This window comes from Microcoleus sp. K1-B1 (genome assembly GCF_036704705.1).
GTDB lineage: Bacteria > Cyanobacteriota > Cyanobacteriia > Cyanobacteriales > Microcoleaceae > Microcoleus.
Genome location: NZ_JAUBSH010000097.1, coordinates 1 through 25,491 on the forward strand (window position 1 = coordinate 1; position 25,491 = coordinate 25,491).

General features: G+C 43.5%; 19 protein-coding genes. 10 read left to right on the forward strand and 9 right to left on the reverse strand.

Annotated elements, in window-relative coordinates:
- The 7 genes from QUA83_RS25045 to QUA83_RS25075 all read left to right on the forward strand — a co-directional run.
- A partial coding sequence (locus QUA83_RS25045) for a glycosyltransferase family 4 protein (protein WP_333296615.1) occupies nt 1-498 on the forward strand: 498 nt, incomplete at its 5' end.
- On the forward strand, nt 495-1,622 hold the full coding sequence (locus QUA83_RS25050) for a glycosyltransferase family 4 protein (RefSeq protein WP_333296616.1): 1,128 nt from the start codon (nt 495-497) through the stop codon (nt 1,620-1,622). The genes QUA83_RS25045 and QUA83_RS25050, both read left to right, overlap by 4 nt.
- Nucleotides 1,616-2,551 (forward strand): glycosyltransferase family 2 protein, encoded by a 936-nt coding sequence (locus QUA83_RS25055; protein ID WP_333296617.1) that lies wholly within the window; start codon nt 1,616-1,618, stop codon nt 2,549-2,551. Before QUA83_RS25050 ends, QUA83_RS25055 begins: the two co-directional genes overlap by 7 nt.
- Before the next feature lie 106 nt (nt 2,552-2,657).
- Nucleotides 2,658-4,079, forward strand: a complete 1,422-nt coding sequence (locus QUA83_RS25060) for an O-antigen ligase domain-containing protein (protein WP_333296619.1) — start codon at nt 2,658-2,660, stop codon at nt 4,077-4,079.
- A gap of 114 nt (nt 4,080-4,193) precedes the next feature.
- Nucleotides 4,194-5,519 carry a hypothetical protein gene (locus tag QUA83_RS25065; RefSeq protein WP_333296620.1) on the forward strand — a complete coding sequence of 442 codons (1,326 nt, stop codon included), beginning with the start codon at nt 4,194-4,196 and terminating at the stop codon, nt 5,517-5,519.
- A gap of 102 nt (nt 5,520-5,621) precedes the next feature.
- On the forward strand, nt 5,622-6,785 hold the full coding sequence (locus QUA83_RS25070) for a glycosyltransferase family 4 protein (protein ID WP_333296622.1): 1,164 nt from the start codon (nt 5,622-5,624) through the stop codon (nt 6,783-6,785).
- Between the two features lie 380 nt (nt 6,786-7,165).
- The gene (locus tag QUA83_RS25075; RefSeq protein ID WP_333296624.1) at nt 7,166-8,308 is read left to right on the forward strand and encodes a glycosyltransferase family 4 protein; all 1,143 of its coding nucleotides are present in this window, start codon (nt 7,166-7,168) and stop codon (nt 8,306-8,308) included.
- A gap of 200 nt (nt 8,309-8,508) precedes the next feature.
- Here the strand turns inward: QUA83_RS25075 and QUA83_RS25080 are convergent, their stop codons facing one another.
- Nucleotides 8,509-9,522 carry a Gfo/Idh/MocA family oxidoreductase gene (locus QUA83_RS25080; RefSeq protein WP_333296626.1) on the reverse strand — a complete coding sequence of 338 codons (1,014 nt, stop codon included), beginning with the start codon at nt 9,520-9,522 and terminating at the stop codon, nt 8,509-8,511.
- A 129-nt stretch (nt 9,523-9,651) separates the two neighbouring features.
- On the opposite strand from QUA83_RS25080, the gene QUA83_RS25085 reads away from it, so the two are divergent.
- Nucleotides 9,652-9,834: a hypothetical protein gene (locus QUA83_RS25085; RefSeq protein ID WP_333296627.1), complete on the forward strand. Its 183-nt coding sequence runs from the start codon at nt 9,652-9,654 to the stop codon at nt 9,832-9,834.
- Between the two features lie 213 nt (nt 9,835-10,047).
- Nucleotides 10,048-10,347, forward strand: a complete 300-nt coding sequence (locus QUA83_RS25090) for a ferredoxin (RefSeq protein ID WP_106149950.1) — start codon at nt 10,048-10,050, stop codon at nt 10,345-10,347.
- A 342-nt stretch (nt 10,348-10,689) separates the two neighbouring features.
- Here QUA83_RS25090 and QUA83_RS25095 read toward each other — a convergent pair whose 3' ends face one another.
- From QUA83_RS25095 to QUA83_RS25110, 4 genes are all read right to left on the reverse strand, one after another.
- Nucleotides 10,690-12,345, reverse strand: a complete 1,656-nt coding sequence (locus QUA83_RS25095) for a SpoIID/LytB domain-containing protein (RefSeq protein WP_333296628.1) — start codon at nt 12,343-12,345, stop codon at nt 10,690-10,692.
- 326 nt (nt 12,346-12,671) lie between these two features.
- The gene (locus QUA83_RS25100) at nt 12,672-17,420 is read right to left on the reverse strand and encodes a WD40 domain-containing protein (protein WP_333296629.1); all 4,749 of its coding nucleotides are present in this window, start codon (nt 17,418-17,420) and stop codon (nt 12,672-12,674) included.
- Between the two features lie 154 nt (nt 17,421-17,574).
- A complete protein-coding gene (locus QUA83_RS25105; RefSeq protein WP_333296631.1) occupies nt 17,575-18,954 on the reverse strand; it encodes an ATP-binding protein in 1,380 nt (459 codons plus the stop codon).
- Between the two features lie 131 nt (nt 18,955-19,085).
- Nucleotides 19,086-20,276 carry a M20 family metallopeptidase gene (locus QUA83_RS25110; RefSeq protein WP_333296633.1) on the reverse strand — a complete coding sequence of 397 codons (1,191 nt, stop codon included), beginning with the start codon at nt 20,274-20,276 and terminating at the stop codon, nt 19,086-19,088.
- Nucleotides 20,277-20,915: 639 nt separating this feature from the next.
- On the opposite strand from QUA83_RS25110, the gene QUA83_RS25115 reads away from it, so the two are divergent.
- Nucleotides 20,916-22,058: a glycosyltransferase family 87 protein gene (locus QUA83_RS25115; protein WP_333296634.1), complete on the forward strand. Its 1,143-nt coding sequence runs from the start codon at nt 20,916-20,918 to the stop codon at nt 22,056-22,058.
- 51 nt (nt 22,059-22,109) lie between these two features.
- Here the strand turns inward: QUA83_RS25115 and QUA83_RS25120 are convergent, their stop codons facing one another.
- From QUA83_RS25120 to QUA83_RS25130, 4 genes are read right to left on the reverse strand one after another with little or no spacing between them, the layout of a single operon-like run.
- Nucleotides 22,110-23,861 (reverse strand): ABC-three component system protein, encoded by a 1,752-nt coding sequence (locus QUA83_RS25120; protein ID WP_333296635.1) that lies wholly within the window; start codon nt 23,859-23,861, stop codon nt 22,110-22,112.
- Nucleotides 23,858-24,127, reverse strand: a complete 270-nt coding sequence (locus QUA83_RS30655; RefSeq protein WP_445301810.1) for an ABC-three component system middle component 6 — start codon at nt 24,125-24,127, stop codon at nt 23,858-23,860. The genes QUA83_RS25120 and QUA83_RS30655 overlap by 4 nt, the downstream gene beginning before the upstream one ends.
- On the reverse strand, nt 24,124-24,756 hold the full coding sequence (locus tag QUA83_RS25125; protein ID WP_333296636.1) for a hypothetical protein: 633 nt from the start codon (nt 24,754-24,756) through the stop codon (nt 24,124-24,126). Before QUA83_RS25125 ends, QUA83_RS30655 begins: the two co-directional genes overlap by 4 nt.
- A gap of 3 nt (nt 24,757-24,759) precedes the next feature.
- Nucleotides 24,760-25,218 (reverse strand): hypothetical protein, encoded by a 459-nt coding sequence (locus QUA83_RS25130; protein ID WP_333296637.1) that lies wholly within the window; start codon nt 25,216-25,218, stop codon nt 24,760-24,762.
- Between the last annotated feature and the right edge of the window lie 273 nt (nt 25,219-25,491).

Below are 25,491 nucleotides of genomic sequence, written 5' to 3' on the forward strand. Positions count from 1 at the left end.
GCAAGTGCATTAAATGCAATTCTCGCTCGCTATCCCCAAGTGAAGGTAAGTTTTTTGGGAACGGGTTGCTCAGAAGCAGAAGTCCATGCAGATTTCGAGCCTGCTGTACGCGATCGCATCCGAGTCATTCCGCGCTACCAACATGAAACTCTGCCCGAACTTTTGCGCGGACATCATATCAAGCTTTTTCCTACCCTCTCGGAAGGGTTTAGCGTGGCTCTTATGGATGCAATAGCTTGCGGTTTAGCCCCTGTCACTACCACAACCCCAGGGCCAATGGAAGTTGTGCGTGATGGAGAAAATGGTATGTTAGTTCCACCCCGCGACAGTGAGGCGATCGAGCAGGCTTTGGAGCGCTTAATTACAGAGCGCCCCTACCTAGAAAAATTGCGCCGTAAGGCCTATGCTACTGCACAAAAGTATAGTTGGCACCGAATAGCCAGTGATAATCTGACTTTGTACGAAGCAGCTTTGTCTCATAAAAGAGGTACTAAATGAAGCTTTGTATTGTTACTCATAAAGTCGCGCTCGGTGATGGTCAAGGTCGGGTAAACTATGAAGTTGCCTGGGAAGCGATTCGTCGCGGTCATCATGTTACCTTGTTAGCAAGTAGCGTAGATTTGGCACTTCAACAACACAATCAAGTCGATTGGATTACTATTCCAGTTAAAGGGTATCCATTGCAACTTGTCCGCGAAATAGCTTTCTCCACCCAAAGTGCTTGGTGGTTAAATAAGCACCAAAAAGAATTTGACCTGATCAAACTCAATGGTGCAATTACTTCGGCTAGGGGAGATGTTAATGCAGTACATTTTGTCCATAGTTCTTGGTTGCGATCGCCATTCAATCCCTCAACACAAAATCTGAGCTTGCGTGGCACTTATCAGCGGTTTTACACTGCCTTAAATGCTGATTGGGAGAAAAAAGCCTTCGATCGGGCGAAAGTCGTAGTAGCCGTTTCTGAGAAAGTCGCCCAAGAATTAATCGCGATTGGTGTCCCACGAGATCGCATTCGGGTGATCTTAAATGGCATTGATTTACAAGAGTTTGCTCCCGGTATTGTCGATCGGCAAAAATGGGGTTTACCAGAGGAAGTTCCTCTGGCGCTATTTGCTGGGGATATCCGTACACCTCGGAAAAACTTGGATACAGTCCTGCATTCCTTAGTGCAAGTTCCCCAATTGCACCTCGGAGTTGTGGGTGGAACCGCAGGTAGTCCCTATCCTGAGTTAGCGCGATCGCTAAACTTAGAGGATCGGGTGCATTTTCTGGGATTCCGGCAAGATGTCCCCGACTTGATGAAAGCAGCAGATTTTCTAGTCTTTCCGTCCCGTTATGAAACTTTTGGTTTAGTGGTACTGGAAGCTATGGCGACAGGAATACCCGTGATTACTGCTGCTACGACGGGGGCGGCCCAGTTGGTGACACCAGACTGTGGCTTCGTTTTGCCCGACTCAGACGATACACAGGCATTAGCTGAAGCATTGAATCAATTAGTTAAATGCGATCGGCAACAAAGACAGCAAATGGGTCAAGTAGCCAGAACTATAGCTGAACAGCATAGTTGGGCTAATATGGCACGTAATTATGTGAATTTATTTGAGGAACTCCAGCCGTGCTGACAATCTCAGTTGTGATTCCCAGTTACCGTCGCCCCAAAGACTTAGCACGGTGCTTAGAAGCAGTACAAAAGCAAAATCGCCAAGCAGATGAAGTCTTAGTGACGGTTCGCGATACAGATACTGAAACTTGGACATTCCTTGCATCGTTCAATCCTGCAGTGTTGCCATTACGCATTATAAAAGTGAGTGTTTCAGTACCGGGAGTAGTAGCCGCCATGAATGCAGGGATGGACGGCGCTTGTGGGGATATAATCGCTTTTACCGATGATGATGCCACACCTCACACTGATTGGCTGGAACGTATCGAGGCTCACTTTCTGTCAGATAGCAATATCGGTGGTGTAGGGGGGCGGGATTGGGTGTATCACGGCACCCAGTTAGAAGAGGGGCAACGCGAGGTAGTGGGACAAGTGCAGTGGTTTGGACGAGTCATCGGTGAACATCACTTAGGGGTTGGAGAAGCCCGTGAGGTAGATGTGCTTAAGGGTGTAAACATGAGTTTTCGGCGGAGTGCGATCGCCCAAATGCACTTCGATCCACGGATGCGAGGTACAGGAGCCCAGGTACACTTTGAACTGGCATTCAGCCTGAGTTTGAAGCGGGCAGGCTGGAAGCTGATCTACGATCCAAAAGTTGCAGTTGATCACTATCCAGCACAACGTTTTGACGAAGATCAACGCAATAGATTCAATGACATTGCCTTGATTAATGCCGTACACAATGAAACTTTAGTTTTATTAGAAAACCTACCCTCGACACAACGTATTGCATTTGTATTCTGGGCAATCTTGGTGGGAACGCGAGATGCCCCAGGTTTCTTACAAGGGTTTCGATTTCTACCTAAAGAAGGAACCTTAGCAGGACAGAAATTGCTTGCATCTATGCGGGGACGTTGGCAGGCTTGGGAGACATGGCAACAGTCAAAATAAGCATAACAGCCTGCTTCGCTAAGATTAAAGCCGTGTCATTGTGTCGCTCAATTCGCTACAAATTTACGAAAGTGTATACAAAAGTAATTTTACCTGGAACTGCTCAGTGAACGACAAGCATGCGCTTACGACTAATTCATCTGCAAGAAGTTTCTCTATAGGGCTACAACCGAAGCTAGCTTGGATTGCAATCCTGTGGCTACTGATTCCTACTGCACTATGCCTGCTGATACGTTTTAGTAGCATATTGCAAATATTCTTCCCGGCAGGATCTCTTATTGTAGGCGCTTTCCTGTATTGGCGGTATCCTATCCTCTACTTAAGTTTTACCTGGTGGTTGTGGTTTATTGCGCCATTTATTGCTCGCGTTGTCGAGTACCAAAATGGCTTGACTGACCCGGGTCTACGCTTAATAATACTTGCACCTTACCTAGTAACTATACTGACCGCTTTTAGCTTCTTCAAACACCTTCCCCGCATATATCGGCAGGATGGTTTACCTTTTGTTCTAGGTTTTATCGCTATTTTTTATGCCTTGTTGGTTGGATTAGCTAAAAGTAACCCGATAACTGAGATTGTACAGGGCGTTCTTAGCTGGCTACCGGGCATCTTTTTCGGTTTCCACTTGTTGATAAACTGGCAAGATTATCCAAGCTATCGTCAGAACACTGAGCGCACTTTCTTGTGGGGGACTTTAGTCATGGGAATCTATGGAGTGGTGCAATACGTAGTAGCACCCGAGTGGGATCGATTCTGGCTTAGAAACTCAGAAGAGCTGCTGTTGTGCTGTGGATGGCCTGCACCCCTCCAGATTCGCGTGTGGAGTACACTGAATTACCCCTTCACTTTTGCCTATGCAATGATGGCAAGCTTGCTGTTGTTATTGAGTAGACAAGAGCCTTTAGTTTTTCTGGCTATAATATCAGGCTTTATGTCTTTCCTGCTATCAGAAGTCCGCGCTGCTTGGGGTGGGTGGTTTATCGGATTTATTACCATAGTTATTTCAATAAAACAGCACTACCAAATGCGCTTGATCGCCACCCTTATAGTGATTGGAGTATGTCTTACCCCCTTGGCTACTATGGAGCCATTTTCTGAGGTCATCACTTCCCGCCTCGAAACTCTCTCTAATGTTAAAGAAGACCATAGCTTCAATGAGAGAGCAGAGATATATGGTAAACTCATTAATAGCGCTGTTTCTGAATTTAATGGGAGGGGCATGGGAGGTGTAAAGATAATTGATGCAGGTACTCTCGACGTACTTGCTACTCTCGGTTGGTTGGGAATTATTCCTTTTTTCAGTGGAATTATCCTAATTTTTTTGAGATTATTCCAATATAGTGAGGCTCGCTCTGATCCTTTTATGAATAGTGCTCGCGCCATTGTTCTAAGTATTTTTATAACACTACCTGCGACTAACACAATGGTACTACTGCCGGGTGTAATGTTCTGGGGATTTGCAGGTATGGCTATGGCAGCACATAAGTACCACCAACATCAACGTACTGTCGGTTTTAGAATAGAGTGATGTCCTCAGATTAAGCAAAGAGAATCTCAATTACTTAAATCATTTATCCCTAAATATTCTAAGACACAACAAAAAAAAAAATTACCTAAACAGCTCTTATTGCAACACCTGTGTATGAAACTTACTACTAACTTAACTTTTCTATCTAGATCTCTGTATAAGTTTTATATATTGATTTTGATTGTCGCCACACTGCTTGCTTATACTCTCTTGCCTATGCCTATGGTACAGGCAGAACCTGAGCAAGCCCACCGTGCAGACTCCTTTGTTGATTCTCTCGGGATTAACACGCATTTAGTCTATCGAGACACTGCTTATGCAGATTACAATGGCATCATAAAACCTAGGCTGCAAGAACTAGGAATTCGTCACATTCGGGACGGCGGTTTCTACAGTACCGAGTATTTCAACAAACTGAAGGAACTTAGTAGCATCGGTATCACGTCAATCCTGACCTTCTTTGGAACCCCCCCTAGGGAGGTTTTAGGCATCGCTAAGACCCTCAAAGAGTCTATAGAAGCAGTGGAAGGCCCAAATGAGTCAGATCTAACACAGTTCAATTTCTCGTATAAAGGTGAAAAATTCCCCAAAGGTACCCGTGTCTATCAACAAGAATTGTATGCCGCCGTTAAGGGAAATCCAGAAACAGCGTATTTGCCTGTGCTGATGCCATCAATGGGGTGGGGTCGGAACGCCAAAAGACTAGGATACCTGGAGTACGGCGATATCGGTAATTTGCACAGCTATCCAAATTTAGGTGAGCGCCCAACCTATGACATTGATTGGTACTTCATACCTCATGGGCGCAGGATATCTGGCGAGACGAAGCCGATTTGGGCAACAGAGACCGGATACCATAACTTGACAAGCGACGCCTTGGGCATATCCGAAACGGCAGCAAGCAAGTACCTTCCACGACTATGGCTTGAGTACTTTAACCGCGATATCAAGCGGGTATATCTTTACGAGTTGATTGATCAGCAGCCAGACCAGAATAACTCAGATAAGGAGCAGCATTATGGCTTGCTGCGAAATGACGGCTCCCCGAAGCCCGCTTATCAAAGCATTAAAAACCTGATTACCCTGTTAAAGGAACCAAGAGCCAACTTCATCCCAGGTAGTCTCGATTATGCGTTGAATGGTAATGTGACGAGTGTGAATCATACTCTCATACAGAAAAGCAACGGTGAGTTTTATCTCATCCTTTGGCAAGATGCTAAGAGCTGGGACAACAAGAAAAAGAGAGACATAGCTGTTACTAACCAGGACGTGACCTTGACCCTGAAAACCATAATTAGCCAAGCAGATGTCTATGAGCCTATCCAGGGAATCACTCCAATCAAAAAATCCACAAGCCTCAGTGGAAGGATCGAGGAACTGACGCTAAGCGTACCAGATCATCCACTGGTGATCAAGCTAGTGCCTCCCAGCAAGAAATGAGATACACTCCACAAAAATTTATATTTCTAGGGAGGTACTTTTTTTAAGGAATAAAAAGCACAATTGTTGAAGGATTTACCCTGGATGCTTGGAGAAAACTAAGTGGAAGATTACACAAATAATCCTGTTGTAGCGTCTGCAAATATTCTTTGCGTCGGGATCGGATGGTTTCCGAAAACACCGGGAGGCTTGGATCGATATGTATATGAGCTTACGCATCAATTAGCAGCCAGTCAAGATCGAGTTGAATTGTGTGGAGTAGGTCTACCAGAAACTCAGTCAAACTCTGGCGTAAAGCTCACTAATTTAGCTGAAGCCGAACAGCGACTCTGGGAACGGCTTTGGTTGATTCGCTCCAATTTTGAGCAGCGAAAATATGCAAAACCTGATGCAATTAATCTACATTTTGCCCTATATAGTTTTCCTCTTTTGCAAGTTTTACCTAGGGGGGTTCCTGTTACCTTTTCCTTTCACGGGCCTTGGGCATTAGAATCTAAGCAGGAGGGTTCTGGTAAACTGAGTGTTTTTTTGAAGCAGTGGATGGAAAACAGGGTCTATCGTCGTTGCGATCGATTTATTGTTCTGAGCAAAGCATTTGGTGATATTTTACATCAAGAATATCAAGTTCCTTGGAGCAAAATTCACGTAATTCCCGGCGGTGTGGATCTTTCGCGATTTCAAATTAACCGATCGCGCCCTGAAGCCCGCACGCAGATCAACTGGCCTGAAAATCGCCCCATTCTCTTTACAGCGCGTCGCTTAGTGCATCGAGTTGGACTCGATAAGCTGTTAATCGCTATCGCGATGATTAAACCTCAAATTCCTGATATCTGGTTGGCGATCGCTGGCAAAGGGCCACTAAAAGCGGTTCTTGAGCAGCAAGCCACTGATTTGGGACTCAATGACAACGTTAAATTTCTAGGCTTTTTGCCAGATGACCAACTACCTATAGCTTACCAAGCCGCCGACCTAAGTGTGATGCCGAGCCAATCTTTAGAGGGGTTTGGATTATCCGTGCTAGAATCCCTCGCCTGTGGCACTCCAGCACTATGTACTCCGGTTGGTGGAATGCCAGAAATTTTAGAGCCGTTTTCACCAAATTTGATTACTGCTTCTTGTGAGGCAACAGCTATTGCTGAGCGATTGGAACAACTGCTAACTGGAAAAGTACCCATGCCTTCTAGAGAAGCGTGTCAGGAATACGCTGCTATAAATTTTGATTGGGAAACAATCGCGCAAAAAGTTAGAAAAGTGTTGTTATCCTGAGTATCAAAAGAATTAGAATAGGACTTATCCCTCTGCTTGTCCTTATCAGGAAAATTAACGATTTTTAGAGGATACAGCCTACACAAAAACGAGGTTTCACCTCTGTTTTACAAGCCTAGGGATTACGCACAGATTCTTGTTTAGGATTTACGCAACTGGCACACGAGCATCGACTTATAGGGTGTGCCAGATTTTCATTATGAACGGATTATGTAGGGCTTGATGAGAGTAGAGATCGTGGCTAATTGTGAAACTTGGGCGCCGGACTGTAGTTGTAGAGTTCTTTGCACACCGCACCTTACCCCTACAAATAGTTTTACAATTGAAAAATTGCGTAATTCCTGTAGAATATATGGAAAAGTTTTTAGGTAAAAAAACGGATGAAAATACTATTTCTCGACCAGAGCGGTAAGCCTGGTGGCGCAGAGCTTTGCCTAATAGATATTGCCAAACCCTATCGAGATAGCTGTCTAGTTGGCTTATTTGTAGATGGTTTTTTTAGGCAATTACTAGAGCAACAGCAAATTCCCGTTGAGGTGTTAGCGACTGAAGCGATAAAAGTTCGTAAAGAAAGCAGCTTGACACAGAGTTTAAGTAGTGTAACCTCGCTACTGCCTTTGATTGCTAAAGTTGTTCAAAAAGCTCGTCAATACGATTTGATCTACGCCAACACGCAAAAAGCTCTAGTTGTTGGTGCATTAGCTAGCTTTTTGAGTCGTCGCCCTCTAGTGTATCATTTGCATGACATTTTATCTACAGACCATTTCAGCCCAACTAACTTAAAAGTAGCTGTAACTTTGGCTAATCGCTTTGCATCATTGGTTATTGCTAACTCCAAAGCAAGTCAGGCTGCTTTCCTCGAAGCAGGAGGACGCTCGGACATAATCGATGTCGTCTACAATGGCTTTGAGCCTGAAGTCTATCAGAGCGATCGCTCTAAAATTAGCCAACTCAAGACACAGCTAGAACTTGATGGGCAATTTATCGTAGGTCATTTCAGCCGATTGTCACCTTGGAAAGGTCAACATATTTTAATTGAAGCACTTACCTACTGTCCCAAAAATGTAACAGCTATTTTAGTGGGTGATGCGCTCTTTGGCGAGCAGGATTATGTCCAGCAATTACACAAACAAGTGGCAGAATTAGGACTTAAAAATCGAGTTAAGTTTTTAGGCTTTCGTTCAGATATTCCGCAGTTAATGGCAATTTGTGATTTAGTTGCACATACCTCAACCGCACCCGAACCTTTTGGGAGAGTTATTGTGGAGGCTATGCTGTCTGGTAGACCTATAGTTGCTGCTCAATCTGGAGGGGCTATTGAATTAATAGAACCGGGCATCAATGGCTTTTTGGTTCCTCCCGGCAAGCCAGACCAACTGGCAGAAGTTATTAATACCTGTCATAACCAACCTGAGTATACGATCGCGATCGCCCAATCGGCCTACGAGATGGCTAGTCGGCGTTTTCACCAGACCAATATCGATCGCCAGATTGCCGATTTGCTAGCCAGAACTTTTACCTGACTTGTCCTAATGTCTTATGAGTTATATCTCACATCTTGCACCCTTCTCAAGAACACGCTTTCGGGCCTGTTCCACAAAGAAGGAATTTTATTGTGGAACAAGCTCTATGGCCCGTTCCTAAATAGGTAATTGAGAAGGGTGCAACATCTCAGTTATATTGGATTTTCCCCCAATCAAATAACGTTATGTTTGCTAGCTTTTTACGAATTTATAAGTGCAAGAGTTTGCCTAGTTTCACTCGATCGCCTCGCAGTGTCTGCTACCTTCAAAGCGTACAAACTACTGGCATTATCCACGTACAAAGGCGTACCGTTAGACAAAAATTCCAACACCATATCGGTGTCTTTGGCAAACAAACCGCGCCGCGTTCCTACTTTGATGGTGCGGCGATTTTCTCCCTGAATTAATTGACCTGATTCAGGAGTAAAAACCAGCGTTCCTTCTTCACCGTAGATGGTGAAAATGTTTTCCGACTGCCAAAAAGTCTCTCCTTTTCCATAAACAGCTTCAGCGACAAGGCCATTGGCAAAGCGCAACTGTGCGTTGCACAAACAAGCTTTGTAGAAATCCGGCTGACTGTCCCAAAATTGAGCTTGACAGTTAACGCTTGCCACTTCCCCGAACAAATCAGTAAATCGGTGCAGTCGCGAAATTGCACCAACTAACGGAAAGCCAAAGAGGGAATGTTGATAAGTCCACCGCTGCGGCGCTGGATGTTGAGGACTCATAGTAATGTAGCGGGCGTAAAAAACTTTACCGATTAAGGGCAAAGATTCTTTGATTGCTTGGTGCAAACCGCCTAACAGTTCGATGTGTTCGATGTGGAGGAGTTTTTGCTTTTGGGTGGCAAGTTCGATCGCCCTTTCTGCTTCAGATACGTCTAAAGATAGAGGATATTCCACCACAACGTGCTTGTCATTTTCTAGGGCGGCCAGGACGATCGCCCCGTGATCCCGGTTCACCGTACAGACAATTACCAAATCCAAATCGTCTCTTTCTATTAGCTTGCGCCAGGAAACCGCAGCTTCTGCCCCGAACCCTTGACAAAATGCTGCGGTTTTCTCCGGGGAGTGGCCCGCAACTGCTACCAAGTTCGATCGCCCATCAGCTTGAATTGTCTCGGCCCTCAACTTAGCGGCAAAACCAGTACCCACAATCCCCACGCGAATTGGAGAATTAACCGAAAAACCAGAGCGAGTATCAATATTAGTCATGGGATTTGAGATTTAAGATTTTAGATAGTTATAGACTTGCGGTGCAGGGCTTTAGGATTCTATCGCCCCGATTTTAAGCTGTGGTTGTGGTGCGATTGATTCGATCGAGCCTTCAACACCCAAGTCTTGATGCGATCTAACTATACATTTCACCGCCTGCTGGGACTTGCCTTGCAGCAAGTCTTGCTGAAACTCGATCGACACACGGCATACCAACAACCCGGTTTTTGTGCTGTACGGCTCAAAACAGGATTTTTCCTAGAAACCGGATTATTTAGCGCAAGTCTTGCGGCAACAGTATCACAAGGCTGAATCCAAGATAGGTATAAGTAATAAAGATGAAATTAGAAAAAGTTATAACTAATCCCATTCAAATTTTTTGTAAATAAGTGTTGCAACCTTGCTTCTTTCCCCTACTATCATAGAGGGAACGAACCTAAGACCTAACCTCAAAGCTAATAGAGCCTTGAAGGTTGCATTAGGAAAAATTATCAATCTTGTTGAATTTTTGAGAGGATTTAGTGCATGGCAACTTACAAAGTTACCCTCATCAGCGAAGCCGAAGGAATTAACCAGACCATTGACGTTGATGACGATACTTACATTCTTGATGCTGCAGAAGAAGCAGGACTCGACCTCCCGTACTCTTGCCGCGCTGGAGCTTGCTCCACCTGCGCCGGCAAAATCACCAAAGGCGAAATTGACCAATCCGACCAATCTTTCTTGGACGACGACCAAATCGAGGCCGGATTTGTCCTCACCTGCGTCGCCTATCCCAAGTCTGACTGTACGATCGAAACTCACCAAGAAGAATCGCTCTACTAAGAAAGGACGCTCTGCGTGATACCCTAAGAAACCCGGTTTCTCGTTTCCAGAATTAAGCTGAAATACGGCAATTATGTTAAGAAACCGGGTTTCTGTGTCTAACATTGCAACAAAGCCGCCAGCAGTCTGTCACTCCCAGCTATGAATTCATAGCTGTTTGAGCAGATAGCTGACCAAATAATTTTAGATTTTAGATGGCAGATTTTAGATTAACTGTGAAACCAATCTAGAATCCAAAGTCTAAAATCTAAAAGTTTTACGGCTGATATTTAGTCCGCAAAGGCGGGCTTTGTTTGTTTAGTGGGGAATTAAATCGCCGGCTCTTATGCCGACTCCGATCGACTATTCGCGCCAAGATGTAATGTTATCGCTGAGCGGCACAACTTGAGCGCCGGGAAAATAAAAGCTGAGAATTTGAGATCCATTCCAGCCCAAATTAGCCAAATTGTAAGAACCAGTCTGACTCATTCCCACTCCGTGCCCGAACCCGCCTCCGACAAAAGCATAACCGTTGAGAGTTTTGTCTGGATTGTAAATTGGTTCTAGGTAAAAAAGCGTGCTAATCGGCGGGTAAAAAGCATTGCGAATCTCGTCTTTGTCGATATCGATGGGGCCCAAGTCAGTTTGAACCTTCATTTGCAAAACTCGACCTGCGGGCGACCTTTCTACCACTTCCACCTGAGTGACAGTTTTCAAATTAGCCATCGGGTGCTGTTTTTTCTGAAGATACTGTTTGAGAAATCCACCAATCGCCGTCAAAGAAGCGGGTTCGCGCCACCGAAATGTGTCTTCTTTTTCCTCATTAAACCCTTTTTCCAAACTGATAAAGCGGCGGAAATTGTTTTCGTCAGACAAACTCTGCTTTGACAAATCCCAAATATTATTAGGCGAATCGATGATCGATCGCAAATATGGACGTTCCGCGCCCTGCCACACATCGTTAAAAGAGGCTGTCACGCCGCCGCTAGAGGCGGAATAGAGCGCGTCTACTAGCTGATTTTCGTAAGTTAGCACCAAACCGCTCGTTTGGGCGATCGCCTTATCACTTTGCGGGTAAACCTCCGTCAAACCCTTATAAACTTGACAGTTAACATCAGCGCACAACTCATAATTATCCACAGCAAACCGGCGCAAATTTCTCAGGGCGTAGGTTCTCGCTAAAATCGTTTGAGCGACAATCGCAGCGTAAGGCGAAAAAGCCCCAATTTCGTGAGGAACAACACCCCGCAAATAAGTTTCCGTCAGCACTTTATTCACCAAAGTATAAGTGCCGTAAGCATTTTTTTGCAGGTGCAAACTGCCGCCATAACGGTGAGTTTGTTGAATTGCTTTTTCTGGTTCAAGAGCTGTCGCCTCTTGGGTGGTTTGTTCCAATACCTCAATCACATTTTTCCCGGCCGTCACATCCAACTCATTGCGGTTGAAACGAAAGCCGTTTAAAACCCAAAATGCCTGGGGTATTTGTTTTAAAACTTTGGAATCCAAAAAAGCTGTTGTGTTCCCTTGAGCTTGCAAACTTTGCAACAGCCAGCGCCGCACCAAAGGAGAGTTGTAAATATCTCTTTTCGCCCAAACTTGCCAGCGAAAAGGTTGAGCAATTTCTACATCAATTCCCTGGGCGCGCCACTGATTGGCGCTGTCTTCCGCACTCTCGAAACTGCGGTGGGAGCTCAGAACAACTCGTTCTTCTACTAAGGGCGCTTCCAGAGGTTTCGGGGCTATTTCTAACTTGACGCTAGCAGCCGTTTTGGTTTCTATGCCTTGAGGAGTTTTGTAACTCAATGTTAAGCTGTCGCCCGGTAATGCTTTCAGCGTCAGTTTGTCGGTTGCTTTCGTGCCAAACCGCTGCACTACGCCGATTTTGATGGGTCTATTTTGGGGAGTTTGGGCGTATCCCGCAGCGCTGAAAAGGGGCAACAGGCACAATGCGGTGAAAACAGTGCTAGAAATGCAGCTAAACCATTTGTAATTGGGAGTTGGAGGTGCTTGAGCGAACACGGTTATCTGTCTCGCGATAGTTGAAGATGGGGGATTTTTGATTGTACGTTAGCACATTTGGCGGCTGCTATAGGGGAATTCCCGAAGATAAGCTGGTTTGGTTGCCCGAATTCTGTTAAGTCAGGACTTAGGCCAGACCAAAGAAACCGGGTTTTTTACCGAATCTGCGGGCTGCAACGAAATATTTTCCTAAAAAACCCGGTTTCACCGGCCCCATGCGGTAAATCTGTCATTGCGGGTGAAACGCAGCAATTGCAAAAGTTGCGATCGCTTTACATTCTGTTACACTGCACCGATTTATTTGCACCTACCTACTGATTGGCTAATCATTTTTTCTGAGCACTAATCTCATCGCACAGGTGTTTATCGCTTTCATCAGCATTATTCTGCAAATAGTCGTGCAGCCAATCGCAGCCTTGCACCAGCATTTCATCTAAACTTTTAATTCGCCACAACCTTGCTGTATTGTCCTCTGATGCCGTAGCGATGTATTTGCCGTCAGGACTAAAACTGACCCTCGATAGCCTACGTTGATGTCCTTTAAATTCTTGTATCAGCTTGCCTGTGACATCCCACAACCTTGCTGTTTTGTCCCTTGATGCCGTAGCGATGTATTTGCCGTCAGGACTAAAACTGACACTATTTACCGACTCTTGATGTCCTTTAAATTCTTGTATCAGCTTGCCTGTTAAATCCCACAACCTTGCTGTTTTGTCCAATGATGCTGTAGCGATGTATTTGCCGTCAGGACTAAAACTGACACTATTTACCGCATCTTGATGTCCTTTAAATTCTTGTATCAACTTGCCTGTTAAATCCCACAACCTTGCTGTTTTGTCCCTTGATGCCGTAGCGAGGTATGTGCCGTCAGGACTAAAACTGACACTCCTTAACTCCTCTTGATGTCCTTTAAATTCCTGTATCAATTTGCCTGTTAAATCCCACAACCGGGCTGTTTTGTCCGATGATGCCGTAGCGATGTATTTGCCGTCAGGACTAAAACTGACACTACCTACCGAATCTTGATGTCCTTTTAATTCTTGTATCAGCTTGCCTGTTAAATCCCACAACCTTGCTGTTTTGTCCCTTGATGCCGTAGCGATGTATTTGCCGTCACGACTAAAACTGACACTCCATACCCTATTTTGATGTCCTTTAAATTCTTGTATCAGCTTGCCTTTTAAGTCCCACAACCTTGCTGTTTTGTCAAATGATGCCGTAGCGATGTATTTGCCGTCAGGACTAAAACTGACACTCCATACCAAATCTTGATGTCCTTTAAATTCTTGTATCAGCTTGCCTGTTAAATCCCAAAACCTTGCTGTTTTGTCCCTCGATGCCGTAGCGAGGTATGTGCCGTCAGGACTAAAACTGACACTCCTTAACTCCTCTTGATGTCCTTTAAATTCTTGTATCAGCTTGCCTGTTAAATCCCACAACCTTGCTGTTTTGTCCGATGATGCCGTAGCGATGTATTTGCCGTCACGACTAAAACTGACACTCCATACCGAATCTTGATGTCCTTTTAATTCTTGTATCAGCTTGCCTGTTAAATCCCACAACCTTGCTGTTTTGTCCCTGGATGCCGTAGCGATGTATTTGCCGTCACGACTAAAACTGACACTATTTACCGCATATTGATGTCCTTTAAATTCTTGTATCAGCTTGCCTGTGAAATCCCACAACCGGGCTGTTTTGTCAAATGATGCCGTAGCGATGTATTTGCCGTCAGGACTAAAACTGACACTCCATACCGAATCTTGATGCCCTTTAAATTCTTGTATCAGCTTGCCTGTTAAATCCCACAACCTTGCTGTTTTGTCAAATGATGCCGTAGCGATGTATTTGCCGTCAGGACTAAAACTGACACTATTTACCGAATCTTGATGTCCTTTAAATTCTTGTATCAGCTTGCCTGTTAAATCCCACAACCGGGCTGTTTTGTCAAATGATGCCGTAGCGATGTATTTGCCGTCAGGACTAAAACTGACACTATTTACCGCATATTGATGTCCTTTAAATTCTTGTATCAGCTTGCCTGTGACATCCCACAACCTTACTGTTTTGTCCGATGATGCCGTGGCGATGTATTTGCCGTCAGGACTAAAACTGACACTCAATACCCAATTTTGATGTCCTTTCAACCCATTTTGTTCTCGGATGTTGTCGAGAATCTGGTTGAGAGCAATCTGGGGAGTAGATATCGGGTAATCCGCAAGGGAACGAACGTCCTTGACAGTAGTTTTGAGTTCTTTCCCAGTCTTCACGGCTGAGATTAAAGCATCTATTTGGTTATTGCCAGACTCAAACAATATCGAAGCATCACTTGCCGATCGCTCTAATTTTGCCAATTTCTGTGCCTCGTCCACTTGCTGCCGCGCTACTCCCATTACAGTAAAAGCGCCAATTATACTAATGCTAAATATCGTTGCACCAATACTGCTTAGCCATTTTACTTTTCGCTGTGCTGCTGCGAACAACTTTTCTGCTTTCTGCCGCGCCTCTGCTAATATTTGCTTTTCGGTTTCAGTTTCCTTGACTTTTTCACGTAACTCTAGTAATTCCGCACCGGGCTGTTTGCGGATAAAAGGCACTAAATAATCGTGAACAAGTTGGTATCTTTGAATCGGAGTTGCTGGTACTTCTAACACCAATCCCGATTTAACGACAATCTCGATAACCAACTCTAATCTTTCTGAATCGCTTCCTAAATCTTCTGCTAATTCAGCCCAAGTTTTCTGAGGACGGGTATTGTTTTCATCCGTCAGCAAGTACAAGACAAGTTCGGCAATGTCTTTATTTTCCTTGCCGCAGTCTGCGATCACTTCAGCTAAAAATTCCTCAACCAGTTTGAGCTTCGCCTGGTTGCCAAGTTGCTGATATTCACTCAGTTGAGTAATCTGCCTTTTTTCCAGTTGCGTCCCCACAATTTGCAACTCAATCGGTCGCACTTCGCCGAGTTGACCTGCCAAATCTTCTACCAGTGTGTTTGCCAAATCATCATCCAAGTAAAATTGAGAGCGTTCTGTTAAAGTTTGGACAACAAGTTTAGCATCTAAAATCACAAAATTACCCAAATAATAGCGATTATTTTTATTGAGGATGTCATCTTCAATTATTGATAAATTTGTCGTGCGATTCCACTCTAACAAGTAGAAAAGATAATCTTCCCGCAGCGACAGGATAATTTTGAGATGGCAAATTTGCAAACATTTAGCCAAAAAATCATATAACTCTTGCCTGCAGCTTTGGTCTTGATAAGCAAAGAAAAATTCCTCAAACTGGTCAAAGATTAGTACCGTCAATAAATTGCGTTTTTCATTGAGCCGCAACTGTTCCAAAATAGCTGTCGGTTTGTCAATAGGAGTAGATAAACTCTCACCTTTTATTTTTTCAATTCCCAATTTTAAACGCTGACCGCAATCCCTCGCCCAATCGTGATAAGACTGCAATAAAATAGGCAATACGTCCCGCGCGTCAAAAGTGGTAAGTTGCAGTGCCGGAACTAACCCCGCTTGAATAATCGAACTTTTTCCTACCCCAGACTGTCCGTGAATAATTGTCAGCTTATAAACAGGTGGACCTATGCGTTGAATTATCTCTTTAATATCCTTTGCTCGCCCGGAAGCCGCTGCAATTTCCTCAACAACTTCAGCTTTTGACTGACCTGATTCTAAAGCAAGATTAATTGTTTGTTGCGGCGGCTGCAAACGGCCTGCCCCAATAAAAGCTTGCAGTCGGTATTTGCTTTTAACTTCCTGTTGTTCTAGTTTTAAATCAAATGCTTTTAAATATTCGCTTTGCTCAAAATAGAGAGTTCTCAACTCTTCTAAAATCCTCAGATAAAGCTGCACATCATCTTGAGGCTGCGTATTTTCTTTAGCTGCTTCTAAGTTCCTAACAGCCTCCGACTGTTGACCCAGATTTCGCTGCGCTTTTGCCAAAAGTAACAGATACAAACCAGTCTCTTGTTGGGATACTTCTGCTTGTGTCAAAACAACCAATGCTAATGTAGCTGATTCGCAAGCTTTTTCCCACTTAGAACGTTGCAGCGCTACCTCAGCCAAAAAGCCGTAATCTTCAGCTACTTGACTCGGAGTGCCACCATTTTCGTGCATTTCTAAGGCTTTGACAGCTAAAATGTGCAACTCTTCCCAAGCTTGTAAAAGTCGCAGCACTTCGCCAAGTTCGCTAATACATTTAGCCACTAAATCATTTCGTTGTGCTTGCTCAAAACTCTCCAGAGATTGCTGCAAATACTTTCTAGCTTCTCGCCAATACTCCAGCTTGCCTGCCCGGTGCAATTCAGCTTTGCGGTTGTAAGCTTGGGCAATTTTCTGGCAGACAATTCCTTGCCTTTCCCACTGCTGATTTTGCTGCCAAAACGCCAAACTTTGCTGATAATGTTCTAGTGCTAAATCTATTTGACTTTTATGAAATGCAACTAAACCCCCAATAAATAGCCAACTTGCTTGCAATTCTGGGTTTAATGTTTCTCCAAAACTTGACAGATCATTCCTCAGAAATTCAATTTTACAGTCATCTAATTTGAAATTATCAACATTAGCAAAAGCTTGCTCTGCTTTTTGCCACAACAAATTCATCAAATCATCGGGTGGCATACTAAACTGAATTGGAGGAGGAGCCCAAGACTTCAGATCGTTAGCCGATCGACTAAATTTAGACAGTACAGCATCCGTCACCCATAATATCAACGGAAAAGCAAAATCTTGTTTGAATTGGTCTCGCGCTCTATTAGCCCCAACTAGCAGGTCATCAATCGCCACCACCGATTCTATACCAACAACTATCAAAGCTTTCGGTGGTTGCTCTTGGACGGCATTGAGAATGGTTTGATAAAGTGTTTTAGTCGCAGGTTCGAGAACTAATTCTTGATATTCAACCGTCGATCGATCGCGCAATTTATCCAGCATTGCCGAACGCAAGCTAGCATAATTGAAACGCACTATAGTTAACGAAAAACTTCCTTGAAAGCGGGCGATCGTCCGTACTAAAGTAGAGAGCGCTCGATCATTTTCTGGTACAATATCTTCGGCTAAATTTGAGTTTACCATGATCTTAGAAATAAAGGGGATATTTAAGGAGGATTTGGTATTCGATCCCCCCTAGCCCCCCTTAAGAAGGGGGGAACCGGAAGCAGTCAAAGTCCCCCTTAAGAAGGGGGATTTAGGGGGATCGAGACTCAGGTAAAATTCAATGAACATAATCTCAACAATTTTGCTGCTGCCACAGCTTAAATTTGTCAGTTTCCATCAACAGCGGATTCAACGCAAACCAATTTCCGTCACTATCTACATATTCAAAAACCCACAAGTTCCTCAGTAAATCTTGGTATTCTTTATCTCCATTAATGCTTTGTTCTTTCACCACCTTAAAGAGTAATTCCCACTCATCATTATCAATGCCATTCCTCAGAGTGTCGCGGGAACTGCGAATCACTGATTTCAACACCTTTTGCGAAATAGGAGGGTCATCTTGCTGCAAGCAACCAAACAGCATCCCCATCAAGTTTCGCAGATGACCTCCGCTGACGCGGCACAATTCATCTAAAGTTTCAGGGCTGTCAAAAACCTGGGGAACTAATGCGATGTGTTCCTCTGGCGACACATCAGGAAAAGCCCGCGACATCACCATTTGCCGCAGCAAATTCATCCCCTCAACACATTCGCTACCGTCTTTATTCTTTACTGGTACCATAGGCAAAACTCTCGGGTCAACTCCGCCCCCCAAGCGATTTTTCAAAATAGCATTTTCATTGGCAAAAATCAATTCCAACGGCAGGGTATAAACTAAATGGCAATTCAGTTTTCGCAACTGATCGCCCCGGTCAATAAAGATATATTCGGGCAACGGTCGCCCCGCTGCATTGGGTCGAGAAACTATCCGGTCTAAGTTATCAACAATCACCACCAATCCTTTTTTACCCCGCTGCTGAAGCTGATTAATTGCTACATCAATAATTTCTTGATTAATCAGTTTTAACATTTTATTTGCTTGCGGTTCCATGTACTGTCTCAATTTAGATCGCAAGTCGGGATTACTTTTGGTTTTGGCAGTAATTTTGGCAATACCTAAAGGGAGAGACACTTCCAGATTTCCCTCTGTATTGCCCTTATATTTGCTGCCAAAAAGTTCTCCTTCAGCTTCTAAAGTCACAGGGGTTTGTAAAAAATCCCAACTATTTTTTAAGAAGTCTTTAAAGCGCTGGGGCTGCAAGGAAATTTTGCCCTCTTCCAAGCTTTGGGTGACTCGCCGTGCGATCGCTAACATGATATCTGTCAAATCGAGATCCATTTCATCGAGGTCTTGTGTTGACTCGAAGTAAACTACATGAAACCCCTCATCTGTCAACTCTTTTTCCAATCGCGACAATTCAGTAGACTTGCCGCAACCAATATGTCCGGTAAACAATTGGCAAGTCGGTTTATCTCGTGCCAGACGGGTAATTGTCCGTTTGAGTATGTTAATAACTTTTCCGCCGCGCACCTCAGCAAAATCAATGTAGTAGCGCTGATCTTCGGCATTGCCCAATATCAGGGAGTGACTGGGGTTGCAGGCGTCGCAGAATCGCTCAAAATCTAGATTCATAAAATTTTCTAAATTAGTTTTTGTAGTTACTGTAGGGTGGGTCAGGGCTGAATGTTATTACCAGAGACAAAACAATTTTCCGGGTAAGCACCCTACGGTTAGTTAGCTGACCACCCATACATCGAAGACTATTAGTGTGAACCTGGATGCTGTTTCCAATATTGGTAGGCGGCATAGGCCAAGGTGACAGCGCCGGTGACGATCGCAGATTCATCGACCTCAAATTGCGGGTGATGGAGGGGATAGTTCGGTTTGTCAGTCAGTCCCACTCCTAAGCGAAACATGGTTCCCGGTGCGTGTTCTAAGTACATCGAAAAATCTTCCGCGCCGAGGGATGGTTCTGGTAAAATCTGGACGCGCGATCGACCTAAAGCTTCTAAAGCCGCAGTTTCGACTAATTGCGTGAGTTTTGGGTCGTTTTGGACTCCCGGCACGCCGCGCTTGTAGGTGAGTTCGTACTTAGCGCCGTAAGTCCCGCAAACGCTAGAAACAATTTGTTCGATCCAAGCCGGCAGGTTTTCGTGGGTTTCCGGATGGAGCGATCGCACGGTTCCCAATAATTTTACTCGATCGGCAATCACGTTCGGCGCTCGTCCGCCGTTAATTTGCCCGATCGTCAAAACCAGCGGCCTCAAAGGATTTTGCGTGCGGCTAATTGCCTGCTGCAAAGTGGTAATTATCTGAGAAGCAATCCAAATTGCGTCGATCGCCTCGTGGGGACGCGCACCGTGGCCGGATTCGCCCATCACAATCAATTCTATGTCATCTGCCGCCGCCGTCAGTGCCCCGTGGCGGATACCGACGCAACCGCCGGGAATCGTCGGAAAAACGTGCACTCCGAGGATGCCGTCAACATCTTGCATCGCCCCGTCTTTAATCATCCATTGAGCACCTTGGGCAATCTCTTCTGCCGGCTGAAACAAGAAGCGGACGTGACCGGGCAATTTTTCCCCTAGCTGAGACAATATCATTGCTGCGCCCAAACCGACGGTGGTGTGGATGTCGTGGCCGCAGGCGTGCATGACTCCCTCGTTGCGGGAGGAAAATTCTAAGTTAGTGCGTTCTTGAATCGGCAAAGCGTCCATATCGGTGCGAATTGCCAGCCACCGGGATTCGCTGCTGTTGCCTTTGATTTCGCCTAGCACTCCTGTTTTGCCGATTCCTTCGATCGCGCGGACTCCGCTGGAAGCGAGAACTCCGGCTACGTAGGCGGCGGTTTGATATTCTTGGCCGCTGAGTTCGGGGTGGGAGTGGATGTGGCGGCGAATTTCGATTAAGCGGGGTGCTAGGGTGGCGGCTAATTCTTGGATGCGGGGAAGCATGAATTTAGTTGGGGAGTGCGGTACAAGCTTTAGTCAACTAGGGTAACGCAAATGTTTGGGGGTGAACAGAGTTACAAGGGGCTAAAGTGCGATCGGGCTTTTAGATGGCAATGCTATTTCGTTTCTGAATAAGATTTTTTTTTCTAACCGCAGAGGGCGCAGAGGACGCAGAGAAAAGAGAGAAAAGAGAGTTAGGTTGAAACGGGGAACAAAAGTCCATTTTCTAGGTTAAAATGCTGATTTATAGTTGACGATTTCTGGTTGTGATATCATCAATGAGTAAATTTATTAAAATCATTTACTATGATTAGCTTGGGATTCTGGAATGTAATTATTTTAATTACAGTCGCTTTGATTCTCAAATTCAATTGGCGATTAGATAGCGAAAAAACAGCATGGCAAGATTCTTTGTTTTTAAAACATCCTTCGATCCAAAGGTTGACTCAGTTTTTTCGTCAACCTATTGTTAACTTTATTTTGCAAGCAGTTATTGTATTAGTTCTCACCCGATTTCTCTGTTATACCGGTTGGTTGGTTTACAATCTGACTACTCGGCCCGATCCGCCTTACTGGGATTTTAAGTGGTTTTATGTAGCGAGTAGATTAGCCCATCAGCATTTGAGTCCCTTTAATGTCGAGGTGTTTAACATCGGTTTCTGTAGCATCACAAAAGTGTGTGGGTTTATTCCATCTTTTGTTTATCCACCTAATATCATTCCTCCGCTGTGGTTTATGGGCTATTTCCCGATGAAGACTGCATTCACCATCTGGACTTGGCTGCATCTTATTGCCACAGGTTTTGTTTTATGGGGAGCGAATATCTTGTTGGAGTCGCACTCACGAGCTTTTAGGACTATTTGTAGTATATCAGTTGCATTCCTCTACGGTTTTGTCTTCGATCTTCAAGTTGGCAATGTGGCAACTTTTATTGCGGTTCTGCTGTTATGGATGTTTATTTATGCTAGAAAAAATCAGGATGTAATTGCAGGAATTTTATTAGGTGTTGCCCTTTTTAAACCAACTTTAGTTATATTGTTTCTTCCTTATTTTTTAATCAAAAGACGGTTTCCTCTAGTTTTTATATCTCTAGTCACGGTAACTTTTTTGGCAGTTATAGGTCTAGCTGTAACGGGCAATTCCTTAACAGGATTTATACAGGATGCGACTCGTGGATTTCCACTCTGGCTCAATGATCCATCGAATAATGCTTATATTTCTATGAGTCGCCTTGATTTAAGGGTTATGGGGCCGAGATTTTTCCCCGATAGTCCCTTCGTGGCGAAGCTATTTTCTGACTTGATTATTCTGGTGCTAGTTGGTTTAGTGAGTTGGTTTTTTTACAAGAAACAATCTCGCCATGCTTGGTCAAAAAAGGTTGACTTATCTGAAATGGTGCTAATTTCTACTTTGAGTATTGCTATCAACTATTCTCAGCCCACCAGTTCTGTGATGTTAGCACCTGCGGTGGTTTTTTTGCTGAATGATTTATGTTTTCAAATTAAAAATTGTGCCTTCTCTAGGCAAAGAATGTCGGTTTGGTTATTGGGCGTTGGCTGTGTCATGGTGCAAACCGCTGTGATTCATGGCGGGCTGTTGGTGTTTCTAGGAAAGCGGTGGAACTGGAAGGGGGGGGAATTGCCTTATTTGTTTAAAGTAACTATTTTTTCACTACCGAGTTATGCGATTTTAGGCCTTACGTTAAGTGTTTTAGTTTTAGCAATTACCTCTCTTCGTCAAAAACAGGTTGCTGAATTTGACCCTTTGGATCAGGTTTCGGGTTAGAGGAAAAACAAAACCAAACAAAAATATTTGTAGAAGAGTCAAAGAATATCTCTAAAAGAGAATGCCTAGTAGTCCAGTCTCATCACTTTCGTCTGTAAGTCTAAGTCTTACAAAGGAATCAAAATCAAAATCTGCTGCAAACTCAGAGTATGGAACCCTATCTGAATTTAAAGTACAGATATATTGAAAGCCACATCTTCTAGATTCTCTATCGGCAAATTCAAGAGCAAGTCTCACTTGTCTCTCATCAACACCATCAAAAATGGTACTGTCATGAATTAATATACGTGGTGAAGGATCGCGTTCAGACCAAAGCTGTGCCAGCATTAAGTCGTAACAAAATATTTTCATATTATCGATACCTTCGCTGCCATCACGGTTAATCTCTACTTTGAATTGAAAACCATTGTCGTTTACCTCAATAATTAGGCTGCCTGGGGCATCGTAAAGAAATCGAGAGTTTGTATTGAATAGTTCTATAGCTTTGTTTCGTTGAACAAGTCGTTCTTGATAGTCACGACGTGCGCGTTGTAGTAAACGTTCTTTTTCAATCTTTAAAGCACTTTTCCCTTCTTCAAACTTATTTAAGTCTTCTATACGTTTATTAATTTCATTTAAATTAGATACAATTTCGAGATAAAGTTCTTGGAGTCTTGTGAACTCTTCTAAAGCACCATGTGTTTGTAGCACTTCCAATAAAGAAGCACGTTCTTCGGTTTTTTCACGTATGAGACGTTCTCTCGATGAGATATCTCTCCTGATGCGAGCAATTTCACTCGATAGAAATTCGCGACGATTTTCGATAAGTATACGATGAAATGTTTCTACTTCTTCCAATCTTCTAACTACCAAACCCGGGAGTTCAATACCAACACTTTCGTATATACGAGTTACATCATCGGGAGAGGGCTCATTTTCTGCTTCCAGGCTAGATTGATAAAATCCTAATAATTTTAGCTCTGCAATATTGTTATTAGTAGCTTCATGAATTTCCGCAGTCAACCGATTAGCGTTAGCCTCTAGTTCGCGGTATTGAGAAGCTACGCGAAAATTACTTAAAGTTTTTTTTCTCTCGCGTAACTGCGACTCGACTTGGACTTTTAAAGCTTCGAGTTCGCCTAAAGAACCAAATATGCCAATCGCAACTCCTCTCTCTGTATCTTTTTTAAGTTTTTTGATATCATCTAGTAATTTCTGCCGATCCTTTAAAAGTTGTAAATCTCTCGCGTCTTCCCAAGCTAAACCTAGTAGAAAAGCATTATTAACTTGCTTGTCCCACTCAACTTGCTTTCTGTAATGTTCAAACGGAGTAGAAAATGCGTCTCGTCCACGGCGGATAAAATAAGAAATTAGACCTCTAAATGTAGGTTGGAATTTTTTATCTTCATTATCACTTGGCAAACCAAACAAAAGGTTTCCTAGTATTGCCTTCCAATTTATCAGGCTCAGAACTCTTTGCCCTTCTTTTTCTTTGGGCTGAATTGGCCAGGAAGTAGTATCTCCTTCAATTACTACCTTTGACTTGTCAGCAGTATTTCTAGTTACTGTAATAACTTGATTAGAAAGTGTCAACTCTAGGCTAAATGCCCAACCTCGTAAATTTCTAGAGTCCAGTCCTTTAGCTTTTTGTAATGTAGAGCCTAAGCAAAAGTGAATTATTTCAATTAGAGTTGATTTACCTAAACCATTACGAGAGTCTTTGCTCCCAGACTCTTCTGTACGATCGGCCAATACTACATTAAAGCCGGGCCTAAACTCGACAGTTTTAAATGAAGTATGATTACAACGAATAGCACGAATCATCGACGACTCCTACGAAGTATTCCTGCATCGATTTCAATTGCTCCAATAGCGTATAGGATATCTAGAGTCAAAACAAACCGTTCAAAGGTTGCGACTTCCGGTATTGTCGAAACAGCACTCCAAAGTGACGAGACTGTACGTGGATATTCCAAGTGTTCTATTATTTTAGCACCTACCCCCAACAGCGATTTACCGGTATAGATGTGTTTGGTCGGTAAAATCCTTGAGTAGTTATAGGTAGAAGCTGTCTCTGTAGATAGAGTCATCTTTCAAACACCTCGCACTTTTCAAAAAGATAGTAAAGAACTGCTAAGCCTGCTGCTTGTAGATCGTAGTCTGAGCTACAATTGCAAGAAAATGTATGTAAGGCATTAAATAGATCATTTCCCTCTAATCCTGTTGCTCGGAGTCTTTGATACTCCGTCACAAATCCTGCTTTTAGTCTTTCTGGGAAGTCAGGGATTACATTGACCATATTCTCCACAAAGTCGCTAACCATCCTGGCTTGGATTACTCCTGTCATTAGTCTTAATTGAGCCACTCCAGTAAGTTGATTATTCAACATTTTTTCCAAAGGAGCAGTAACAAAGAAGTTAGTATTAGAAGGTATCGGCATAAAAATAATTCCCTGTGTTACCATATTCAATTCCTTGAATGTAATATTTGTCATTGCACTCACAAGAGAATATTGATCTTGTTGACTTTGAGATAGGGAATTTAATTCGATATTATAATCATCAACCCTATTTTTAACTTCCTTGATGTCCTTTTTAAATTTAGCTTTCTGCTGTGGATCTTGAGCAAAACGCAAAGCATCTTCTAATTGCTTCTGTAGTTTGAATTCCTCTTTTATGTTTTCTTCTAAATCTTGCTTACGTTGCTGGTGTGGCTCCACAAATTACCCTCCTATAAACCGCACCATAAACTGTTTTAAACCTTCTTTGAGATTTATTCCTGTACCTAGTTCTAATTCACCTTCATAGTCCAAGATAAAAGGAATAAGAGGCACCGCAACCTTTAATCTATGCTTAAAATCCATTTGAGGTGCATTAATCACTTCGGCGATCTCTTCCTGACTAACAGGTAGAGTAACGCCGCGTTGTTGTAATATAATTAAACTCTCCTGAATACTAGGTAAAATTTTCTGCATTTCTGCATCTGACACTTGGTTAGCTTCTATTGCATCTAACAAAGCAGAAATGGTAGTCACTTGGGATTCATTCAACTGATTTGTGATTGCAGAAATAATATTTTTTTCACCAGCCTCATAATGGGCTAGTAATCCTTGTCGCAGGTTGTTAATGTTTGCATAAATAGCTTTCTGCCCAGCATATAATCGGTCTAATGTGTTGTTCATCTCTTCTAACTGGATAGCTACGCTGTGCATTTGTACAGTTGATTCACCAGTTATCTGCTGATACAGTTGATCGTATTCCTGCTGATAGCGATTCGCTGATTCCCTTAATTGCTCAATTGCTCGATTATATTTAGCCCTGCGACGTGGCTCATCTTCATAACGTAACTCATCTTCGTAGTCTTTGAGTAAAGCGGAATCGGGTGCATCTCAGTTTGGCAAATACATCAAATTGAAAGTTGACCATTGAGATAAGCACAGCGAAGAGCAAGGATA

Coding starts and splice junctions, on each gene's coding strand:
- QUA83_RS25050 (WP_333296616.1), top strand. CDS start 495: ATGAAGCTTTGTATTGTTACTCATAAAGTCGCGCTCGGTGATGGTCAA.
- QUA83_RS25065 (WP_333296620.1), top strand. CDS start 4,194: ATGAAACTTACTACTAACTTAACTTTTCTATCTAGATCTCTGTATAAG.
- QUA83_RS25075 (WP_333296624.1), top strand. CDS start 7,166: ATGAAAATACTATTTCTCGACCAGAGCGGTAAGCCTGGTGGCGCAGAG.
- QUA83_RS25080 (WP_333296626.1), bottom strand. CDS start 9,522: ATGACTAATATTGATACTCGCTCTGGTTTTTCGGTTAATTCTCCAATT.
- QUA83_RS25085 (WP_333296627.1), top strand. CDS start 9,652: ATGCGATCTAACTATACATTTCACCGCCTGCTGGGACTTGCCTTGCAG.
- QUA83_RS25090 (WP_106149950.1), top strand. CDS start 10,048: ATGGCAACTTACAAAGTTACCCTCATCAGCGAAGCCGAAGGAATTAAC.
- QUA83_RS25100 (WP_333296629.1), bottom strand. CDS start 17,420: ATGGTAAACTCAAATTTAGCCGAAGATATTGTACCAGAAAATGATCGA.
- QUA83_RS25105 (WP_333296631.1), bottom strand. CDS start 18,954: ATGAATCTAGATTTTGAGCGATTCTGCGACGCCTGCAACCCCAGTCAC.
- QUA83_RS25110 (WP_333296633.1), bottom strand. CDS start 20,276: ATGCTTCCCCGCATCCAAGAATTAGCCGCCACCCTAGCACCCCGCTTA.
- QUA83_RS25120 (WP_333296635.1), bottom strand. CDS start 23,861: ATGATTCGTGCTATTCGTTGTAATCATACTTCATTTAAAACTGTCGAG.
- QUA83_RS30655 (WP_445301810.1), bottom strand. CDS start 24,127: ATGACTCTATCTACAGAGACAGCTTCTACCTATAACTACTCAAGGATT.
- QUA83_RS25130 (WP_333296637.1), bottom strand. CDS start 25,218: ATGAACAACACATTAGACCGATTATATGCTGGGCAGAAAGCTATTTAT.